General features: G+C 69.1%; 8 protein-coding genes. 6 read left to right on the plus strand and 2 right to left on the minus strand.

Features of this window, described 5'->3' with window-relative positions; translation table 11 throughout:
- The first annotated feature begins 110 nt into the window (after window positions 1-110).
- The 5 genes from ACI79G_RS15445 to ACI79G_RS15465 all read left to right on the plus strand — a co-directional run bounded on the left by ACI79G_RS15445 (window position 111) and on the right by ACI79G_RS15465 (window position 17039).
- Window positions 111-2987, plus strand: coding sequence for an SNF2-related protein (locus tag ACI79G_RS15445; RefSeq protein WP_456882000.1), 2877 nt, complete (start codon window positions 111-113; stop codon window positions 2985-2987).
- The gene (locus tag ACI79G_RS15450; protein WP_456882001.1) at window positions 2987-7630 is read left to right on the plus strand and encodes a class I SAM-dependent DNA methyltransferase; all 4644 of its coding nucleotides are present in this window, start codon (window positions 2987-2989) and stop codon (window positions 7628-7630) included. The genes ACI79G_RS15445 and ACI79G_RS15450 overlap by 1 nt, the downstream gene beginning before the upstream one ends.
- A 70-nt stretch (window positions 7631-7700) precedes the next feature.
- On the plus strand, window positions 7701-14066 hold the full coding sequence (locus ACI79G_RS15455) for a DEAD/DEAH box helicase (RefSeq protein WP_456882002.1): 6366 nt from the start codon (window positions 7701-7703) through the stop codon (window positions 14064-14066).
- Window positions 14067-14070: 4 nt separating this feature from the next.
- On the plus strand, window positions 14071-16305 hold the full coding sequence (locus ACI79G_RS15460; protein ID WP_456882003.1) for a 3'-5' exonuclease: 2235 nt from the start codon (window positions 14071-14073) through the stop codon (window positions 16303-16305).
- 47 nt (window positions 16306-16352) lie between these two features.
- Complete coding sequence (locus ACI79G_RS15465) at window positions 16353-17039, plus strand: hypothetical protein (protein ID WP_456882004.1); 687 nt, start codon at window positions 16353-16355, stop codon at window positions 17037-17039.
- A gap of 17 nt (window positions 17040-17056) precedes the next feature.
- Here the strand turns inward: ACI79G_RS15465 and ACI79G_RS15470 are convergent, their stop codons facing one another.
- Window positions 17057-17788, minus strand: a complete 732-nt coding sequence (locus tag ACI79G_RS15470) for a GP88 family protein (RefSeq protein ID WP_456882005.1) — start codon at window positions 17786-17788, stop codon at window positions 17057-17059.
- 513 nt (window positions 17789-18301) lie between these two features.
- Between ACI79G_RS15470 and ACI79G_RS15475 the strand changes: the two genes are divergently transcribed.
- Window positions 18302-19882, plus strand: coding sequence for a DEAD/DEAH box helicase family protein (locus tag ACI79G_RS15475; RefSeq protein ID WP_456882006.1), 1581 nt, complete (start codon window positions 18302-18304; stop codon window positions 19880-19882).
- A 130-nt stretch (window positions 19883-20012) separates the two neighbouring features.
- Here ACI79G_RS15475 and ACI79G_RS15480 read toward each other — a convergent pair whose 3' ends face one another.
- Window positions 20013-21422, minus strand: a complete 1410-nt coding sequence (locus ACI79G_RS15480) for a hypothetical protein (protein ID WP_456882007.1) — start codon at window positions 21420-21422, stop codon at window positions 20013-20015.
- Between the last annotated feature and the right edge of the window lie 113 nt (window positions 21423-21535).

Below are 21535 nucleotides of genomic sequence, written 5' to 3' on the forward strand. Positions count from 1 at the left end.
GCCCGTTCGCGGCGGAACGGCGATCGTGGTCTCCGTTGCCACAGGTGCTGCTGTGACTGCCGCCCCGGGCGGTGGGGGACGAACGGAACGGCACCGGTCATGATTGACGCATGGCAACGGGGGAAGCACTGTCCGTCGCGCCCGGATCTCTCGTGGTCGTGCGCGACGAGGAGTGGCTCGTCACGGCAGCAGAGAACACGGCCGGCGTCTGGCGGCTCGAGGTCCGTGGCCTGACCGAGCTGGTCCGCGGCCAGAGCGCCGTCTTCTTCAGCGACCTCGACTGCATCGAGGAGCTCGACCCGCGCAACGCCAAGCTGGTCGCCGACATCTCACCGCGGTACCGCCGCGCCCGGCTGTGGCTGGAGGCGACCCTGCGCAAGACGCCGGTCCCCCACGGCGACCCACGGCTCGCGGTCTCCCACCGCATGCTGTCCGACCCGCTGATTTACCAGCGCCAGGCCGTCGCACACGCCCTCGCCGAGACCAACCTCCGCCCGCGGCTGCTCATCGCCGACGCCGTCGGCCTCGGCAAGACACTCGAGATCGGCATGATCCTGTCCGAGCTCGCCCGTCGCGGCCGGGCCGAACGGATTCTCGTCGTCACCCCGCGGCACGTGCTCGACCAGATGCAGCACGAGCTGTGGACCCGGTTCGCTCTCCCCCTCGTCCGCCTCGACAGCGAGGGCATCCAGCGAATCCGCCAGACCCTGCCGGCCTCCCGCAACCCGTTCACCTACTTCAACCGGGTCATCGTCTCGATCGACACGCTCAAGGGCGCCCAGTACCGGGCCTACCTGGAGAAGCAGCGGTGGGACGCCGTCGTCATCGACGAGTCGCACAACATCACCAACACCGCGACCCTCAACAACGAACTGGCCTCGGTCCTCGCTCCCAACACCGAGGCCCTCATCCTCGCCTCGGCCACGCCGCACAACGGCAAGAAGGAGTCCTTCGCCGAACTCCTGCGGCTACTCGACCCCACCGCGGTCACGCCGGAAGGCGAATTCAGCGACGAGGACGTCCACCGTCTCCTCCTCCGCCGCCACCGGCACTCCCCTGCCGTGGCTGCGCAGGTCGGCGCCGACTGGGCCGAGCGACTGCAGCCCGAGGTCATCGCGGTGGAAGCTTCACCCGAGGAGGACGCCCTCGCCGCCGAGATCGCCGACACCTGGCTCTACCCGGAGAACGGCCGCTCTCCCTACTCCGGCGAGCGCAGCGCCCTGTTCCCCTGGACCCTCGCCAAGGCCTCCCTCTCCTCGCCCGCCGCCCTGCAGGAGTCCGTCCGCAACCGCCGCAAGCGCTTGGACATCGACACGGACGCCGGCGCCCGCGAGGCCGAGGCCCTCGACCGGCTCGACGCCCTCGCCGACAAGGTCTACGGCAACTCCGCCAAGCTGACGAAGCTCGTCGAGCACCTCATGAGCATCGGAATCGGCAGGGCGTCTGCCACCCGCGTGGTCCTCTTCGCCGAGCGGGTCGCCACCCTCGAGTGGCTCAACGACACTCTGCCCGTCGCGCTCGGCATGAAGTCCGAGCAGTTCGCCGTCCTCCACGGTGGACTCCCCGATGTCGTGCAGCAGCGCATCGTCGAGGACTTCAAGCTCGCCCACTCCTCCGTTCGGGTTCTCATCACCGGCGACGTCGCCAGCGAGGGCGTCAACCTGCACGCCCAGTGCCACGACCTCGTGCACGTCGACCTGCCCTGGAGCCTCATCCGGATCGAGCAGCGCAACGGCCGCATCGACCGCTACGGCCAGCAGCACCCGCCGCGGATCGCCGCCCTCGCTCTCATGCCCAGCCACGACCGCTTCTCCGGCGACGTCCGGGTCCTGCACCGCCTGCTGGCCAAGGAGCACGAGGCCCACACCACCCTCGGCGACGCCGGCGCTCTGATGAGCAAGCACTCGGCCAAGCTCGAGGAGGACGAGATCCGGGACATGCTCGCCAAGGGCACCGCCGACCTGGACGACGTCGTCCCGTCCCCTCAGCAGGTCCTGGAGTCCGACGACCCGTTGGCGGCTCTGGATCAGCTCTTCGGGACGGCGGACCAGTACGTACTCGACTCACCGCCGGTGGACGACGGCCACGCGCTGTTCCCCACCGACCTCGACTTCCTGAGCACCGCCCTCGCCGAGATCTACGACGACCCGGCGCACGACCCGGACGCCCGCTTCCAACCCGGAGTCGGATGGCGGACCTATCCGCAGCAGGGCCTGGTCGAGCTCGCGCCCCCGGCTGACCTGCGGGCCCGGCTGGACGCCCTCCCCCAGGGATACCTGCGCGACCACAAGGTCAAGCAGCGGCTGATCCTCGCCACCACGCCCGAGGTCGGCACCGCCCACCTCCGGGCGGCACGCGACAAGGGGAGCACGACCATCTGGCCGGCGGCGCACTACCTGTCCCCGCTGCACCCGGTCCTCGACTGGGTGGCCGACAAGGTGCTCTCCGACCTGGGCCGCAACGAGGTGTTCGCCGCCTACGGCGACGTCGACGCGCCCACCGTCGTCCTGCTGGCCACGCTGATGAACCGCCGCGGTCAGGTGGTCTCCCGCCAGTTCGTCACCGTCGCCTTTCCGACGGGTGACCCGACAATGGGCCTCGCCGAGGTGCAACCGGATCTCGAATTCCTCGACGCCACCGGCCTGCGCGCCGGCGGCGCCAACCCCGGCGGCGTCCCGATCACCGCGGAGCTGCAGGCGCTCATCGCACCCGCGGTCGACCGGGCGACCGCCACGCTCAGCCTCACCGAGCAGCAGCAGCGCGCCGAGCTGGAGCAGCGCCTGGCGGCCTTCCGCGACCGCTCACACGGCTGGCAGCAACTTGCTATCGACCTCGGCCTGAGCGGCGCCGCCCGCAACAAACTCACTCAGCACGAGAAGCGAATCGTCGCCGAGCGCGAGATCGCCGAGTCACTCGCCGCGAGCCAGCAGCTGGTCCGTCCCCTGCTGCTCGTGGTCCCTGCAACGGCGCCGGTGGAGGTGGCCTGATGCCGTCGTTCGACTCGATCGTCGTCAGCGAGGAGTGGATCTCCGAGCACTACCTGACGACCGACGCCAAGAGCGGCTCCTTCCTCGGCCAGGTCAACGCCCTGCGCACCGCCTGGGACGAGGAGGAAGAGGCGGGCCGCCCCTCGAGCCGCTCCCGGCTGCAGAAGGCCGCGACCACCATCGCGCGAGCCACCAGCACCCTGACCGCCGACGACACGGACCCGGCCCGTGAGTTGCATGCAGTCGTCCGGGAGGCTCTCGGATACGCCGGGAAGCCGGACAAGTGGACGACGGCCCGGGGCGCGGCCGAGGTGACCGTGCCGGGCGCGGTCGTGCTCCGCGGCTCGTCCGGTGTGAGCCTGGTGATCCTCGAGGCGCGGCCGGCACAGAGCGTCGAGGACGTCCTCGACGCCACGGGAGCCGGCCGGCTGCTCGAGGCGGCGACTCTCGACGGTGCGCCTGTCGCAGCCACCAGCAAGGTCGTCTCCGAGCTGTTCCACTCCGACGACGCGCCGCCGTTCATCCTGGTCCTGGCCGGCCGCTGGGTCCTCCTGGCCGAGCGGACCCGCTGGCCGGAGGGTCGCTGGCTCGGCGTCGATTTCGGGTTGGTTGCCGAGCGTCGGGACACCAAGCGCGCCGGGGAGACGGAGCACGCGGTCGCCCTGCTCGGGCGAGACACGGTCCTCCCCCGCCCTGACGGCTCGACCTTGTGGGCTGACATCCTCGGCGAGTCGGTGCAGCACACCGTCGGCGTCTCCAAGGACCTGCGCGAGGGCATCCGCCTGTCGGTCGAGATCATCGCCAACGAGGTCGTCCGGCGCCGACGCGCCGAGGGCCTGCCGGTCGAAGGGGAGCTCGGGCTGGCCCGGGACCTCACCCGCCAGTCGCTGCGCTTCCTCTACCGGATCCTGTTCGTCCTCTACGCCGAGACGTCGACCGAGCTCGGCGTCCTGCCGGTGACCGATCCGCAGTACCGCGCCGGCTACGGGATCGACCGGTTACGCGACCTGACCCTGGCCCAGCTGACCACCGACCGCGCCAAGCGCGGCACGCACCTCTATGAGTCGCTCGCGCTCCTCTTCCGGCTGATCGACGAGGGCCACGAGGTTGCTGCTGATGCCAGCGGCCGTGGGCTCGCGTTCCGATCGCTGCGCGCCGACCTCTTCGGCCAGCAGGCCACCGCGCTCATCGACGAGGTGAAGCTCGGGAACGACGCTGTGCAGCAGGTGCTCTCGCATCTGCTGCTGAGCAAGGCGAAGAAGGGCGGCGACCGCGGCTTCATCTCCTACGCGGAGCTCGGGATCAACCAGCTCGGGGCGGTGTACGAGGGCCTGATGAGCTACACCGGGTTCTTCGCCGAGGAGGACCTCTACGAGGTCGCGCCGAACGGCAACCCGGAGAAGGGCACCTGGGTCCTGCCGGTCACCCGCGTGGACGACGTCGACCCCGAGCACCTCGTGCGGACACTGGACCCCATCACCGGTGAGCCAAAGCCGGTGCTGCACCGACGAGGAACGTTCGTCTACCGGCTCGCGGGTCGGGAACGGCAGCAGTCGGCGTCGTATTACACCCCCGAGGTGCTCACCCGGTCGGTGGTGCACCACAGCCTCGAGGAGCTGCTCGACCAGGACGACACCGAGACGCCGGCCGCGGACATGCTGCGGCTGACCATCTGTGAGCCTGCCCTCGGCTCGGGGGCGTTCGCCATCGAGGCGGTTCGCCAGTTGGCCGACCGCTACCTCAAGCGGCGCCAGGAAGAGGTGGGCGAACAGATCCCGGCCGACCGGTACCCGGCCGAGCTGCAGAAGGTGAAGGCCTACCTCGCGCTTCACCAGGTCTATGGCGTCGACCTCAACGAGACCGCCGTCGAGCTCGCGGAGGTCTCACTGTGGCTCGACACCATGGACTCGTCGCTCCAGGCCCCCTGGTTCGGTCTGCACCTGCGCCGCGGCAACTCACTGATCGGCGCCCGACGGGCCTTCTACTCACCGAACCGGGACCTGCCCAAGAAGGCGTGGCTGACCACGGTGCCAGAGGACGTGCCGCTGAGCACGCTCATGGACGGCTCGGTCGACGTCTCCGGTCGGATCCACCACTTCCTGCTCCCGGCCCAGGGCTGGGGCGCCGGCGCGGACGCGGCCGAGGCCAAGCAGTACGCCCCCGAGGCCCGTGAGCGGCTGCGCGCGTGGCAGAAGGACGTGCGGACGCCGCCGTCGAAGCCGGACCAAGCGCGGCTCGTGTCGCTGGCCCGCCGCGTGGAGAAGCTCTGGCAGCTGACCCTCCGCCGGCTCACCATCGCCGAGTCGGAGATCCGTCGGCACGTGGACGTCTGGGGCGCCAAGGACCTCCCCGAGGCCACCGGCGCGGTGTCCCGGGAGCAGATCGAGGCAGTGCTCAATGACCCCGAAGGTGCCTATCGCCGGCTCCGCCGCGTCATGGACGCCTGGTGCGCACTGTGGTTCTGGCCCCTGACCGATCGACGCACTCCTGACGGTCAGCGCATCCACCCGCCGAGCTGGCAGGACTGGCTTGGTGCGCTGGAGTCGATCCTCGGGGTCGAGGCCAAGGCACCGACCGGCAAGCGGTTCACAGTCGGACAGATCGGGTTCAGCGACCAGACGAGCTGGGAAGAACTGGCTCAGGCCGAGGAGATGGAACTTAGTTTCGCTGGCGCCCGGTCCAGAAAGTGGACAACTGAGCGGTTTCCCTGGCTGCAGGTCATCGAAGAGATCGCCGCCCAGCAGGGTTTCTTCCATTGGGAACTCGACTTCACACCCGTCTTCGCCAGAGGGGGATTCGATCTCCAGGTAGGGAATCCACCCTGGGTTCGACCGCGCTGGGATGAGTCGGCCGCCCTCGCCGAAGAAGATCCTTGGTGGCAGCTCGCCACCAAACCCGCAGAGGCGACGAAGAAGGCGCGTCGCAGTCGCAACCTGGCCCAAGCAGAGGTACTCGATCGCTTCTTGGATGAGCGAGTCCAAGTCGCGGGCATTAGCGAACACCTTGGCAGCCCCGTGGACAGACCCGTGCTCACTGGACTTCAGCCGGACCTTTATCGATGCTTCATGGATAGAGCTTGGCGTTCCTTGAGTTCAACCGGCATCGCCGGGCTCATTCATCCTGAATCTCACTTCACCGAAGCGGGTGCCAACGCCCTTCGGCGCGAGACCTATCAGCGCCTGCGCCGACACTGGCGACTGCACAACAATACGTTTCAATTCCCAGAGATCGGCCACAAGAAGACTTTTGGGTTTCACATCTACGGGAATCCAAAGCCTGTTGGATTTTTGCATGCAGCATGGATCTTCGGCCCCCAAGTCATTGACCGATCCTTGAAGCACGACGGGTCCGGCCCACCGCCCGGCCTACGAGACGAGAATGACGCGTGGGATCTGCGCCCGCACGCAGAGCGGATTATCCATGTCACTGAGACCGTCTTGAGTGGCTGGGCCGCACTACTGGATGAGCCAGGCACGCCAGCGATCGAAGCGCGAATGCTCTACCCGGCCAACCGGGCTAGCTCTGTGGTGCTGGAGAAGCTTGCAACGGCGCCGCGCCTCGGTGAGGTGGGCTTCGAGTGGACGCGCGGCTGGGAAGAGGATCAGGATCGCAAGAGAGGGATATTCGAGGGTTCCGTGTCTACGCCGGACAACTGGGGAAGCATCATCTTTCAAGGTCCCCATCTGACGGTGGCGACTCCTCTTTTCCAGCAGCCCAGCTCTTCTGGGAAGATGGAGCCGATTGACCTAGCTTCAATCGGTCCTGACTTCATTCCCCGAACGAACTACCGACGTGCGGTACCGCGCTCGCATTTCGAAGCGGAGTATCCCAAGTGGAATGGGCGGGCCGCGAGCGCTTACCCCCGCCTAGCTTGGCGCCGCATGGCCGACTCAGCTACCGTCCGGTCCCTGCATGCAGCCCTTGCGCCCCCAGGGCCGACCTTTGTAGGCACGGTCCTCTCTCTCGGTGGCATATCTGCACGAGACCTGGTTATCGCGGCCGGCACCTGGGCTTCGATCGTGTCCGACTTCATGGTAAAGGCCGCTGGAGCAAGCGAACTGAAGCATGGATTTGTTCGACGCCTGCCACACGTTCGTGGTCATGCGCTCGAGGAGCACCTCATTCTTCGAGCCCTTCGACTGAATGCGCTCGTTGAGCACTATGCCGGGCTCTGGAAGGAACTCGCTTCGCCAATCTGGCGAAATGATGACTGGGTACCCAGCATCACCACCGCCTTTCCGAACCGACCCCGCCTCGGGCACATCGAGCACGACTGGTCTTGGGATACACCTCTTCGCCATGACGCTGACCGCCGCCAAGCACTTGTTGAGATTGATGCAATCGTGGCCGTCATGTTGGGCATCACTGCCGAGGAATTGGTGACAATTTACCGAACACAGTTTCCCGTCTTGCAGGCATACGAGAGGGAAGCGCTGTACGACAACAACGGACAGCAGGTCCCGCGCGAGATCGTCAAGGCGTACCGCGCAAGTAGCACTCCACTGTCAGAGACGGCTCGCACACTGGATGGAACGGTGTACGAGCTGCCGTTCACAGGTGTCGATCGTGAGGCGGACCTGAGAACTGCCCACACGCACTTCAGCGCCATCGCCGCCAAGGCGCCCGAGGACGGCGCCCGGTAATGGGTACTGTCTTCATGGCGGTCGCTGCCACAACACCGAGTTGGGCCGCTGAACGGCAGTCGGACGACCGATGACGTCACTGCTCCCGTCGCTGCAGGCGGCGGACCTTCGGCGTGCCTTGATCGACTACCTCGGCACGACGTTCGCGCTCGCCGACGACGAGGTCCGTATCGCGCTAGAGGACTTCCTCACCGACCCGCAGGAGGGCATCTTCCGAGGGCCGTACGTCCGACTGCGGCTGCCGTTCCGGCCGGCCGACGAGGACTGGGCCGCGCCGCTGGAGTGGTTCCCGGAGGGCTTCGCGCCCTACCGGCACCAGGCGGTCGCCTTCTCGCGGCTTTCGTCGAAGCAGGGCGATCCGCGGCCGACCATCGTCACAACCGGGACCGGCTCCGGAAAGACGGAGTCGTTCCTCGTCCCCATCCTCGATCACGTCCTGCGGGCGCGCCGGGCCGGACAGCGCGGCATCAAGGCGCTGGTCCTCTACCCGATGAACGCGCTGGCCAACGACCAGGCCGGTCGCCTGGCCCAGCTCATCACCGGCGACCCCCGCCTGTCCGACGTGACCGCAGGCCTGTACACCGGTGACAAGAACGCGCCGACCACCCGGGTGACCCAGGACGGACTGATCACCGACCGCGCGGTCATGCAGTCCGATCCGCCGGACATCCTGCTCACCAACTACAAGATGCTCGACCAGTTGCTCCTACGGCCGTCGGACGCACCGCTGTGGCAGCTGTCCCGCGAGAGCCTGCGCTACCTGGTCCTCGACGAGTTCCACACCTACGACGGCGCCCAGGGCACCGACGTCGCGATGCTGCTCCGCCGTCTGGGGCTGGTCCTCGGCGTCGACGAGCCGGGCCGGCCGCTCGGCGACGTCGTTCCGGTGGCCACGTCGGCCACCCTGGGCAGCGGCGACCCGAGCGCCCTGTTGACCTTCGCCGCCACCGTCTTCGGCCGCGAGATCGAGCCGGATGTCATCGTCGCCGAGGACCGCGTGACTTCCGAGGAGTGGCTTGCCGAACGCGAGGCCTCGGACGCCCGCCCTGGTGTCACCCGCCCGCGCGGCTACCTCGACCTCCCCAGGGTCGCGGGTGAACTCCGCCAGGCGACCACCCCGGACGAGATCATCAGGGCGCTCATCCGCGAGCTCTTCGTGGAGCAACCCAAGCGGGGCGAGCACCTCAACGACCTCAACGACGAGGACGCGCAGCACCTCGTCCACGGCCTCAGCGGCCACGGCGAGCTCGGCTGGCTGCTCACCCACCACGACCTCACCAAGCAGCTGCTGCGGGTTGCGACAACTCCGAGTGACGTCGCCGACCTCGCCCGCCGGCTCTTTCCCACCGACCGCAGCCCCGCCAACCAAGACGGCGTCCTGCTCCTCGACGCCCTTCTCGGGCTGCTGAGCCTGGCCCGGGTCGGCATGACCGAGGCAGGCGCCGGACCCCGGTTCCTCTCCACGGACGTCCAGCTGTGGGTCCGCGAGGTCAGCCGGGTCGAGCGCCTCGCCGACAACACCCCCCGTTTCCGGTGGACTGACGACGGCGTCGACACCGGCGGCCAGCTCTACCTGCCGGCGATCTACTGCCGTTTCTGCGGACGATCGGGCTGGCGTGTGCTCATCGCCCCCACCGGACACTCCGTCGAGACCGACGCGGCGAGCATCCGCGCCGAGGCCCTCCGCGAGAACCGGCGCGTCCGGTCACTGATGTTCGCGCCGGGCGAGGCGGCCGATCTCGACAGCGGCAAGGCGGCCACGGGGCTGATGTGGTTCGACACCAAGAACCGGGAGCTCCTGACCGGCCCGCCGGATCTCGACGTCGCCTCCCTAGAAGAGAACCCGATCGTCCCGGTGCTGGTCAACGGCGACGACGACCGCGCCGATCGCCGCACCCCCGATCAGCGCGACGTCTGCCCCGCATGCGAGCGGGAGAACGGCATCCGCTTCCTCGGTAGCGGGATCGCCACCTTGGCGTCGGTGTCGCTGTCCAGCGTGTTCGCCAGCGAGCACCTGGAGCGCGCGGAGAAGAAGACGCTGCTGTTCACCGACAGCGTCCAGGATGCCGCCCACCGAGCCGGCTTCGTCCAGGCCCGATCCCACACGCTGACCTTCCGCGGCGCCCTGCGCACCGCCCTCACTGAGCAGCGGGCAACCCTGCCTGAACTCGCCGACGCCGTCCTCACCGCCGCCGGCGACGACCCGCACCGACGGCACGTCCTCGTCCCGCCGGTCCTCGTCGGCAACAGGGACTTCCGGGCGTTCCTGGACCCCGACGCCTCGGACGCCCAGGTCGAGCGGGCCCGTCGGCGGGTCGCCAAGAGGCTGGCCTTCGACATCGCCCTGGAGTTCGGGCTCAACTCGCGCCTGGGCCGCACGCTGGAGCTCACCGGCAGCGCGGTCGCCGAGGTGCTCGCCGGAGGCACTGACGACGTCCATGGCCTCGGCGCCGCTGCGCTCGACGCCGCCGTCCAGCGGCACGCACTCTCCCCCGACCTCGACGGCTCCTGGGTGGCCGGCCGCGGCACCAGCCTGATGTGGTGGGTGCGCGGCGTCCTCGACCGCATCCGCAGTCAGGGCGGCATTCACCACCCCTGGCTCGGTGCCTACCTGGCTGCCGACGGCAACCGATGGCGGATCTGGGGTGGTCGGGACCGGGCCGGCGGCATGCCGGCCTTCCCGTCCGGCCGCGCCGCCCCTGCCTTCCCCACCACGGCAAAGGGTTCCGAGCTGCTGGCGTCGATCAGCGGTGCACGTTCCTGGTACGCACGCTGGGCCTCCGCCTGCCTCGACATAAGCCCCAACGACGGTGCGGTGATCACCCGCCACCTGCTCGATGTCCTCGTCGACGCCGGCACCCTGACCGCGGTCACCAGCAACGGCGGTGCCCGCATCTGGGCACTGCCGCCGCAGAACGTCGCAGTGACCGTGCCGTCCGAAGAGGCCCTCCAGTCGGGTGAGCACCTGCTCCGGTGCCCGGTCTGTCACACCGCCGTCCCAGGGACCACACAGGTCGTCGATGAGCTGGACGGCGCGCCCTGCGTGCGCGCCGGCTGCACCGGACGTCTCGGCCGGGAGCGACGGGGTGATGACTACTACCGGACCCTCTACGCCAGCCCCCAGGCCAGGCGTGTGGTCGCCGCCGAGCACACCAGTCTCTTGCCTGACGACACGCGGCTGGAGCGGGAGCAGGCCTTCCGCCGGGACGAGCTGCCCGGCGACCCGAACGTCCTCGTGGCCACGCCCACCCTCGAGCTGGGCATCGACATCGGCGACCTGTCGACGGTCATGCTGTCGTCCCTGCCGAAGTCGGTCGCCGGGTATCAGCAGCGCATCGGCCGTGCCGGCCGCCGGACGGGCAACGCCCTGGTCCTCGCCTACGTCCCCGCGCGGGGCACCAATCTCCCCCGCTGGGCCGAGCCGCTGTCGGTGATCGACGGCGACGTCCGCCCGCCGGCGACCTACCTGGACGCGGTCGAGATCCTGCACCGTCAGTACGTCGCGCACCTCGTCGATCGTCAGGCAGCCGACCCCGCCGCACCTTCGGCGCGGCTGGCGACGCCGGCCGTGCTCGAGACCTGGGGGGGCGACTCCTGGACCGGCCGGCTGCTCACCGACGCCCGGGCCCACGCGGCCGAGTACGTCGTCGAGTTCCTGTCACAGTTCGGCGACCGGGTGCGTCCCGACACCGCCGAGGACCTGCGTCGCTGGGCCGGCGCGGGCATCGACTCCAACCAGGTCAGCGGCCTGGAGGCCCTGTGGTACCGGGCTGTCGACGGGTGGCGCAAGGAGCGGACCGAGCTCGGTGAGCGAATCACCCGAGCCCAGGATGCGCTGGTCGAGCTGACGGAGCGGGCGAACCAGCCGGCGGCGACCGACGAGGACAAGCAGCTGTGGCGGAGCACCAAGGCCGAGCTGTCGGCCCTGCGCAAGCGGCGTCAGGAGCTGGTCTCGCAGCACTGGGTGCAGGCGCTGGAGGAGCGCGGCGTCCTCCCGAACTACACACTCCTCGACGACACGGTGACGCTGGACGTCGCCGTCCGGTGGTTCGACCAGGAGACCGAGGACTACCACGACGAGCCGCGCAGCTATCAGCGCGGCAGCCGGATTGCGCTCACCGAGTTCGCTCCCGGCTCGACCTTCTACGCGCAGGGCATAGCGGCCCGCATCGACGCCGTCGACCTCGCGAGCACCGGGACTGACCACGTCCAGGACTGGGTGCTCTGTGCCCGGTGCGGCTGGGGCGCCAGCGGGACGGTGTCAGTGACCGCTTGTCCGCGGTGCGGGGACGCGGCGATCCAGGACACCGGGCAGCGGCTGCAGGTGCTTCCGCTGGAGCGGGTCTCGGCCCAGGTCTCCCGCGACGAGGCCGCCATCACCGACGCCCTCGACGACCGTGAGCGCGAGCAGTTCGCGACGGTCACCGCGGCGGACATCGACCCGGCGGACATCACCGAGGCCTGGCACCTCGCCGACTTCCCGTTCGGCGCCGAGTACATCCGGGCGACCGAGATCCGCTGGCTCAACCTGGGCCGGACCCGGGAGTCGGGGCGCGACCGCAGCATCGCCGGCTTCGACGTGAAGACACCGCTGTTCCGGGTCTGCCCCGGCTGTGGTGTCACGCCCGCCGCCCAGCGTCGCGACGAGCAGGACGCACGGCACCGAGGCTGGTGCCCCCACCGTCGTGACCTCGACATCGAGTGGCGGGAGATCGCGCTCGGCCGGACGCTCCGGACCCAGGCCGTGCGGATGCTCGTGCCGCCGCAGTACACGACCGATCACTTCGCCGCGGTCTCCTTCCGCGCGGCGCTGCTGCTCGGGCTGCGCGAGGTGATCGGCGGCGATCCGGACCACCTGGACGTCGTCGACGTCCATGCACCGGTCGGCGGCGTGGACCGCGTCGCGCTGCTCCTGCACGACACCGTCCCCGGTGGCACCGGATACCTGGCCGACTTTGCCCGCCCGGACCGGGTCCGGGAGCTGCTCCAGGCGGCTCTGGACGTCGTCGAGAACTGCCCCTGCGCCGCCGAGGGCAAGCTGGCCTGCCACCGGTGCCTGCTGCCGTTCGTCCACCCCGGGCAGGTGGACAAGACCTCCCGAGCCCGGGCCGCTCAACTGCTCGCGGAGATCCTCGGGCTGGTCGCGCCGCTCGGGGAGGCCGCCCAGCACGCCTGGCAGCCGGTGCAGGCCAAGTCCATCGCCGACGTCCCCCCGCCGTCGCCAGAGAGCCACCTCGAGCAGCGCTTCCGGGACGCGCTCTGCGGTGCGCTGGCCGCCCAGGGCGCGTCGGTGCGGCAGAAGCCCCAGCCGGATGGGACGCTCGTCGAGTTCGCGCTGTCCGGCTCGCACCGCCGCTGGACGATGCGTCCGCAGGTGCCGCTCGGCAACGTCAAGCCGGACTTCGTGCTCAGCACACAGGACCCGACCGTGCCCGAGGTCTGCATCTTCACGGACGGCGCGCTGTTCCACGCCTCGGCCGAGCACAACCGGGTGCGGGACGACGCGGAGAAGCGAGCCGCCCTCCGAGACCAGGGCAAGGTGGTCTGGGCGATCACCTCCAAGGACCTGGACCGCTTCGAGGCGCTCACCGCGGGCACGCCTGCGTCGCCGCTCGGCGCCCTGACCGACCCGTCGCTGGCGATGCTCCGGTCGAAGCTGCTGCCCGGGTCCGCCCCCGAGACCCTGCTGAAGGACGACGCCGTCAGCCAGTTGCTGGCGTGGATCCGGACCCCGGATGCGGACGCCTGGTCGAAGCTGGCCGACCGGGCGGCTCTCGCCTTCGGGGCGCTGCCGAGCGCTCGGCGCTTCCGGCTCTTCGCGAAGCAACTCGTGACCGCGGCGGGCGACGTCCTGTGCGGCGAGCCGACTGTCGGAGACCTGATGGGGCCGCTGGCCGGCTGGTCGTGGTGCCAGGGCGGAAGTCTCGCGCTCACTGCGGCACTGGCCTCGGCACCACTCGGTCTGCACACCGCTCTCGTCGTCGACGACCGGGACGACCGGCTGGAGAAGCCCGCTGGGCAGGATGCGTGGCGGGAGTGGCTCCGACTGTCCAACGTCTTCGGGTTCGCCGACCAGCCGATGACCATCGCGGCGCTGTCGCAGGTGATCGGCGGCGCGGTCACCCCGACGATGGACGCGCCCACCATGCAGTTCGAGAGCCACGTCGACCCGGCCTGGCAGGGTCTCATCGACGGGGCGTTGACCGATGCCGAGCGGGCTCTGCTCCGTCGACTCGCCGCAGTCGGCGTCCCAGTGCCCGAGCAGGGCTTCGAGACCGACGACGGAACCCCGTTGGACCTCGCGTGGCCGGACGCGAAGGTCTGCGTCCGGCTGGACGAGTCGGACGAGCCCGTCGACGGCTCGTGGACGGTCGCACCCACCGACGTCGACGCCATCACAGAGCTGCTGGGTGCGCCCGGCGCCGGACAGGAGTGACCCGATGGCCAACGTGATCATGTCCAAGCAGTTCACCAAGGACCTGGACGTCGACGGGTCGCTGCGCCCACGCGCGTGGGAGTTCCTGCACAAGCTGATGACGGACCACACCGTCCCGGGCCTGCACATCGAGCCCATCAACGGGTCGCGGGACAGCCGCGTGCGGACCGGCCGGGTCAACGACAACTACCGGGCGGTGCTGTTCCTCGTCGCCGAGCAGCCGGAGCCGAACTTCGTGCTGGCGGCGATCAAGAAGCACGACGAGGCCAACCGGCTGGCGGCACGACTGACGCTTCGGGTCAACCCGGTGAACGGCGTCCTGGAGTTCTTCGACGAGGAAGCCGTCGTCACCGCCCCGGAGCAGCAGCCCGTCGTCCGACCTCGTGTCGAGGACGACGTCCCGGGTCCGCTCTCCGGCTTCAAGACCTCGGAGTTGACCGACGTCCTGGGCCTGCCTACACCCCTCGCGGAGGCGGCGGTCACGGCCGGCGACGAGGACGCTCTGCTGTCCCTAGCCGCGGATGCGCCCGCATGGCAGGCGGACGCACTGCTGCAACTGGCGACCGGGACCGCGCCCGAGGACATCGCCGCTGCGCTCCGGGAGTCCGCCGAGGCGGTCGGCGCCGAGCCCGGCGCGACTGCCGATCCGGTTACCGAAGCCGAGCGGGTCGAGCGGGCCCTCAGCCACCCCGCGTCGCAGATGGAGTTCGTGACCATCGTCGACGACGACCAGCTCACCCAGGTGCTGTCCGGCTCGTTCGCCGCATGGCGCGTCTTCCTGCACCCGGACCAGCGGGCGTACGCCTACCGGGACACCTACCGCGGCGCGTTCCGCCTGAGCGGTGGGGCGGGCACGGGGAAGACGGTCGTCGCCCTGCACCGGGCGCACTTCCTCGCGCAGCAGAATCCGAAGGCCCGGATCGTCCTGACCACCTATACGACGACCCTGGCCGACAGCCTCCGCGCCGGCCTGAACGAACTGAATCCCGAGCTGGCCCTGGCCTCGGAGCTGGGAGCCCCGGGGGTCCACGTCGTCGGCGTCGACAAGCTGGCGCGCGAGGCGCTGGCGAAGGCAGGCGATCGAGCACTGCGAGCGGTGTCGACCCACCTCGGATCCCTGTCGCTGCAGGGTGAGCTGGCGCTGCGGGACAGCGAAGATCGGCAGCTGTGGGAGGAGTCCGTCGCGACGGCCGGGGAGAGCCTGCCGCCGCACCTCAAGACCCCGACCTTCCTCACCGCCGAGTACCGGTCGGTGATCCTCGGGAATGGGGTCACCACGCGAGAGGAGTACGCGCGCGTCCCGCGGACCGGTCGCGGCGTGCGGCTCAGCCGAGCCGAACGGCTGGGCGTGTGGGCGGTCGTCGAGGCATATCGGCGCAGGCTCTCCATGGAGGGGAAGGCAACCTTCGCGGAGCTGGCCGCCCTCGCATCGGCCGCGGTCACCCAGGCGAGGCCGAAGGGGCTCGCCGACCACGTCATCGTGGACGAGGCCCAGGACCTGCACACGGGCCACTGGCGCCTGCTGCGCTCACTGGTCCCCGTCGGCTCGAACGACCTGTTCATCTGCGAGGACTCCCACCAGCGGATCTACGGGGAGAAGGTCGTCCTCGGCAGGCTCGGCATCAACATCCAGGGCCGTTCCCGGCGCCTGACGCTGAACTACCGGACGACTGCTCAGAACCTCCGGTTCGCCGTCGGCGTCCTCGAGGGTGCGGAGGTGACCGACCTCGAGGGCGAGGGCGAGGACGTCAGCGGCTACCGCTCCCCGCTCCGCGGCCCCCGGCCGCGGCTGCTGTCCTCGCCGTCCCTGTCTGCGGAGCTCGATCAGATCGCCGACGTCCTGAAGGGCTGGCTCGCGGAACCTGACGTCGAGCCGGCGAGCCTCGCCGTACTCGTGCGTAGTGGTGCCGTGCGCGACCTCGTGCAGCGTGGCCTGGCCGACCGTCAGGTCACCGTGCAGACGGTAGAGGGCCGACGTTCACGGACGGCCCCGGCTCCCTCGCTACTGACGATGCACCGGGCCAAGGGGCTGGAGTTCCGCAAGGTCGTGCTGGCCGGGGTGGACGAGAGTCAAGTCCCGGCCGGCCGGGTCATCGGCCAGTACCCCGACGACGACCGCGGCGACGCCCTGGTGCGTGAACGACTCCTGCTCTACGTCGCCTCGTCACGCGCTCGCGACGAACTCGTCGTCACGTGGCACGGCGCTGCTTCGCCGTTCCTGCCGTCGCCGCTCGCCTGACGCAGCCGCCTCCGCTCCGCTCGCCAACCAGCTCACGAAGGATCCGCATGGCACGCATGACCGGGCCCGAGGCCGCGTTGTATCCCTCAGTCGAGGCATGGGCGAAGAAGACGCTCGGCTGCTGGGCCGTCGCCGTTGACACCGGTCCGAGCCTCGGGCGCATCGACGTCGTCGGCCTGCGCGACTTCGGCGGTGGTGATCTGGCATCAAGGTCCGAGGTCGTCGCCATCGAGGTGAAGAGACGGGGAGCGCCCTTCGCCAAGTCTGCAGGCCAGGCTCATGGCTACTCGGTCATGGCGGACCGCTGCTACCTGGCCCAACAAGGGGAGAGCATCACCGACGAGCAGATGGTCGTCGCAAGCCAACTGGGTATCGGGCTCCTCCTGATCTCCGATGCGGGTCGGGTGACAGAGCGGCTCACTGCCCCGTTGCAAGAGCCGATCCCCGAGCTTCGAGCCAAGCTGTTGGACAAGCTCGACTGCGCGACGTGCACCCTGTGCTCGACCATCTTCCGGACCCAAGACTCGTCGGGCTCCAGCAATGTCGTGCGGCGAGAGTGGGACTCCTCCCCGGACCTGTCTGCTGCCGCGAAGGCCAAGAAGGGCCTCATGTGGTGGCTGTACACGGCGGCCGGAGAACGGGACAAGAGTGGTCGGAACTCGACGTACTGGCGTCGCTACCTGTGTCCGGACTGCATCTTCGCGCTGAGCCCTCAACGACCGAAGGAAGCTTGAGCGGCTTCCTGCCCACCTCAGTGCTTGGCGATGGAGAAGACGACGTCACCCCGGCCGCTGGGACAGACACCGCAACGGATGCAGGCGGACCCCTTCTCGGAGATCAGCGGGATCCGTCGTCCGTTCTCAGGGCACGGGTAACGCTTGCCGGGTAGCGCCGCCAGGTCCGCACGCCCGTCGGCGAACGTCTCGGCCAGGTAGGCCCACCGGACCCAGGGATGGCGCTGCCTCGCCTGCTTGGCCGCCTCCAGATTGTCGGGATCAACGGACAGGTAGACGGAGAGGTTGGACAGGCCCGAGAGGGCGGGCAAGACGTCGAGCGCGGCGGAGTCGAAGCTCCGGGTGTACACCCAGAAGCGGATGTCCGGAGCGGCGCGGATGACATCGGCCCAGGCCTCTGCGTAGGCGAGCGAGAAGAAGTCGCCGTCCCAGTGGATGCGGAAGTCGCGCGGCACCCTGGCGCCGCGCCTCTCGGCTCGGTCGCAGTCCGCGCGGAAACCGCCGATCATGTCGGCCAGCAGTTCGGCCATGCCCGACCGGTCAAGTCCAGCGAGCGCCAGCATGTTGCCGGTCAGGACATCCAGCACGCCCTTGTAGAGCTTCTCGAGCTTGCCCGCATAACAGACACGCTCACACGTCGCCGTGGCGCCAGGACATGAGTACCGACGGCCAGCCGGGAGACCGAAGCTGTTCGCGATCCTGGCCGTCTTGCCGTTCGGTGACGGCAGGTTCGTGACCTTGCGGTCCACTGAGCGCCGAAGAACGCCCGCCCCTCGGGCGGATGACGCAGCGGAGTCACCACGGGCGTCGGAGTCGACCCCCGTGCCCAAACCCGGACCCGCGACAGCGGCCGGGCTCATGGCCTGGCCGCGCGCTAGGCAGCCGGCCGACTATCTCGTTCGCGGCATCGGACGCATGAAGTCCTGGAATCCCGATCGCCACAAACGAACGCTCGCTTAGAGCGTCCTACAGCCGGCCGGCGTCGACCGGTCATCGCGGTCCCCGTGTCGGTGCGAGTGCCATCCATGGCCGCCTCCTCGACATGCGAGGCCAACGGTCTGGACGCTGACGCCTACGGGTCAAGGGAGACCGTCGTACGACGCGCCCGTCGGCCTGCACTGTGGACGGTGCGCGCCATCCCCATCACTCGGAGGGAACAAGTCGCGGGCATCCGGTGAAGATCGCCGGGCCACTTGCCGACAGAGGACCCGTGACCGGCAGGGGCTTCACCTCCATGACGCGGACCGAGCGAGCTCGAACCCATGCAGCGTGAGTCCATCGCGGAGGCTCTCCGGGAGCTGCTTGCAGGCGAGCCGAATCAGGACAAGCGGCAACTCCTCGCAGGCCTCCGCCGGCGGGGCTTCGACGGCCTGACGACAACCGATGTCAACAGCGTCCTGTACGCGCGCAAGGACCTGTTCACTGCGGACGGCGGGACTCCGCCGCTGTGGCGCTTGGCTGACGGGACTAGCGCCACCTCCCGGACTTCGCGCATCACCCCGCCTCGGTCCGCACGACCCCGCTGCTACGCCGGAGCTGAGCCGCGGGCGTGGCAGCAGGAAGCCCTCGCAGCCTGGATGGCCAACGGCCGCCGAGGTGTCGTCGAGGCGGTCACGGGAACAGGCAAGACGACCGTGGGCGTGCTGGCAGCTGCCGCCGCCGTGGAAGCAGGCGAGAAGGTGCTGATCCTCGTGCCGGGGCGCGAGCTGCTTGATCAGTGGTACGACGTCTTGCGGCGCGACCTTCCCAATGCCCACATTGGACGTTTCGGAGGCGGACACGCAGACGACTTCGCCGTCCACGACATCCTTGTGTCCACCGTGCAGTCCGCCTCCAAGTACCAGATGTTGAGGTCGCGGATGACTGGGCTCCTCATCGCCGATGAAGTACATCGCTACGGCGCAAAGGCGTTCGCCCGAGCCCTAGAGCCACAGTTCACTGCTCGCCTGGGACTGACTGCCACCTACGCTCGCGAGGATGACGGCCTCGCCCAGAACCTCGAGCCCTATTTCGGTGGGGTTGTCTTCACGTGCGACTACGAGCGAGGCCTGGCGGACGGAACTCTGGCTCGCTTCCGGGTCGGGTTCATCGGGGTCGACTTCACGGCTGAGGAACGCGAGCTGCACGATGAGTACGATGAACGAGCGCGGACGCTACGCCGCTGCCTCATTGCCGAACATGAGTGCCCCGAGGAACCATTCGGGGAATTCATGGCAGCGGTCGGACAGCTCAGCAAAGGCGGCTTTGTCAACTCCCGACCGACAAAGGCCGCCCGCGGCTACCTCAACGCCTTCAACAAGCGTCGACAGCTGCTAGCCGACTGCCACCGCAAGCACGAACAGCTCGCGGACCTAGCTCCACTACTGGCCTCCGCCGAGCGAGGGCTCGTATTTGCTGAGACAAAGCAGAGCGCTAGCGACGCCGCCTGCGTCTTGCGCGGTTGCGGAGTGTCGGCTCTGGCCTTCACGAGCGCATTGAAGCAATGGGAGCGCAAGGAGCGGCTTGAGGACTTCAAGCCCGGGACCGTACGCGTACTGTCCGCTCCTCGGGTCCTCGACGAAGGGATCGACGTCCCTCAAGCGGACGTGGGTGTCATCCTGGCGGCCAGCCGGAGCAAGAGGCAGATGATCCAGCGCATGGGCCGGGTCATCCGCCCTAAGTCCGACGGCCGTCCAGCAACCTTCGTCGTCATGTATGTGCGAGGCACGGCAGAAAATCCCGGCCACGGAGCTCACGAGGACTTCCTCGACCAGCTGACCGACGTTGCGGAGGAGACGGTGTTCTTCGATCACAGGACGACCGGCGCGGAGCTGCTGGCGTGGCACCAGAACCGCGAGCTATAGACAAGGCGCTTGACTCTCCGCCGGAGGTTCGCCCCGACGGTTGCACTAATGCGCCGCGACCACAGCCTCGGACTCGATACTCCAGCTCAAATTACGCCCTCGGATGCGCCTGCATCACCGACTCGAGCGATCAAGTCTCGGCATCAGAGGGACACGATTGAGGCGCGGTGAGGCCCAAGTCCAAGACCAGAGTGAAGTCCTGATCAGACATCAGCGCGTCGAACTCGGCCAATGAAGCGAACAGTGGCGTGCCGAGGTACGACCGGGTGATGCCCGCCAGATCGGACAGGACCTCGTCAGGCCGCCCGGTAGCCACCGCGGACTGCAGTCGGTGGAGCCGCGGCAGCACCTGGGCTCGGAACCCGACCTCGTAGGTGGCCAGGGCGGACTCGCCCTCCCGCAACTCCCGAGCCGCTACCTCCTGCAACTCAGCTGTGTGGCGCAGGAGTTGCTCGTACTCGGCATCCCACGCCGCGGCCTTGTCCCGGGCGGCGACCGCGAGCCGGATCCCCTGGACCAGCATGCTGGCCCCGAACTGCCCGACGACGTTGCCGATGAGCGCGCCGACGACGGGCACGGGGATGACCACCTGACCGATGGCCGCGCATGCCCAGCCGGCGGTCGCCCGCGTCAACGTCTCGGCAGCGGCCCAGGCTGCCGCCTCACCGCTCAGGCGGCCCGTGGCAATCCCGTGGGCGATGCCGGCAATCTTGAAGGCAGCGAGCCCCATGAAGTGGTCGAGGCCGCCGTCGACCAACGCGTCTGCCCAACCGCCAGCCCCAGAAGCCATGGCGTGTTGTCCAAGACCCGACAGACCTTCGGCGATGCAGGCGGCGGCGCCAGCACCGAGTGCGTGCTTTGCCGCCCGACGTGCAACCTCAGTCCAGTTGAGGCCGTCGAGCGAGCCCGTTCGCACCAAGGCCGTGGCGACGTCGACGAGACCGGTCGTCAGCCCCGCCGTCACTGCTGCTGTTCCTCCAGCCACCGCCACGTCCCGGAGGTGGGTGGAGCGGATCATCGACTGCAGGTGTCCCTGCGGATCTCGTGCCGCATCGGCTAGCTCGTTCGTGGTGACCGCGTTCGAAGTCAGCTGCCCCTGAGTCACACGGTCGGTCAGGTTGGCCCGGACCTCGGCATACCGGTCGTGCAGAGGTCCCTCTGGCATAGCGAGTCGACGACCCAACAGGCTCTGCGTGCCCCCGACGTGGTCACTCGGGACCAACAGCTGCATGCCCTGGTACTTGTCGGACGCCAGGCCGTCGCTGAACGCCAGCCGCTGCGCGGCGTTACCTACGACCTTCGCCTGGACCTCGCTCAGAACCTCTCCCGAGGATCCGTACACGCGCAGGTCCGCCGGCGCATGCGGCTCGCCGAGCCACGTCGTGACCCGGAGCCGCGCGTCGTCGTCCTCGGCGATCGCCTTGAGGTTGAACGAGATCTCGTGCATCCACTCGAAGACGTGGCCCTGCCGCTGCGCGTCCCCAAGCCGGCCGAAGCGCTCGGCCATCTCCTGGGCCACGGATCGCTGCTGCAGCAGCATCGCGAGTTGCTGGCGACCGATACGAGTGGCCGAGTCAACGGCGAGTCGGGCCGTCTCCTGCCCGATGTCGCGGACCAGACGAGCGCCAGCGACTCGCTCGTAACGCGGTCCCG

This window comes from Geodermatophilus sp. SYSU D00779, assembly GCF_054050595.1.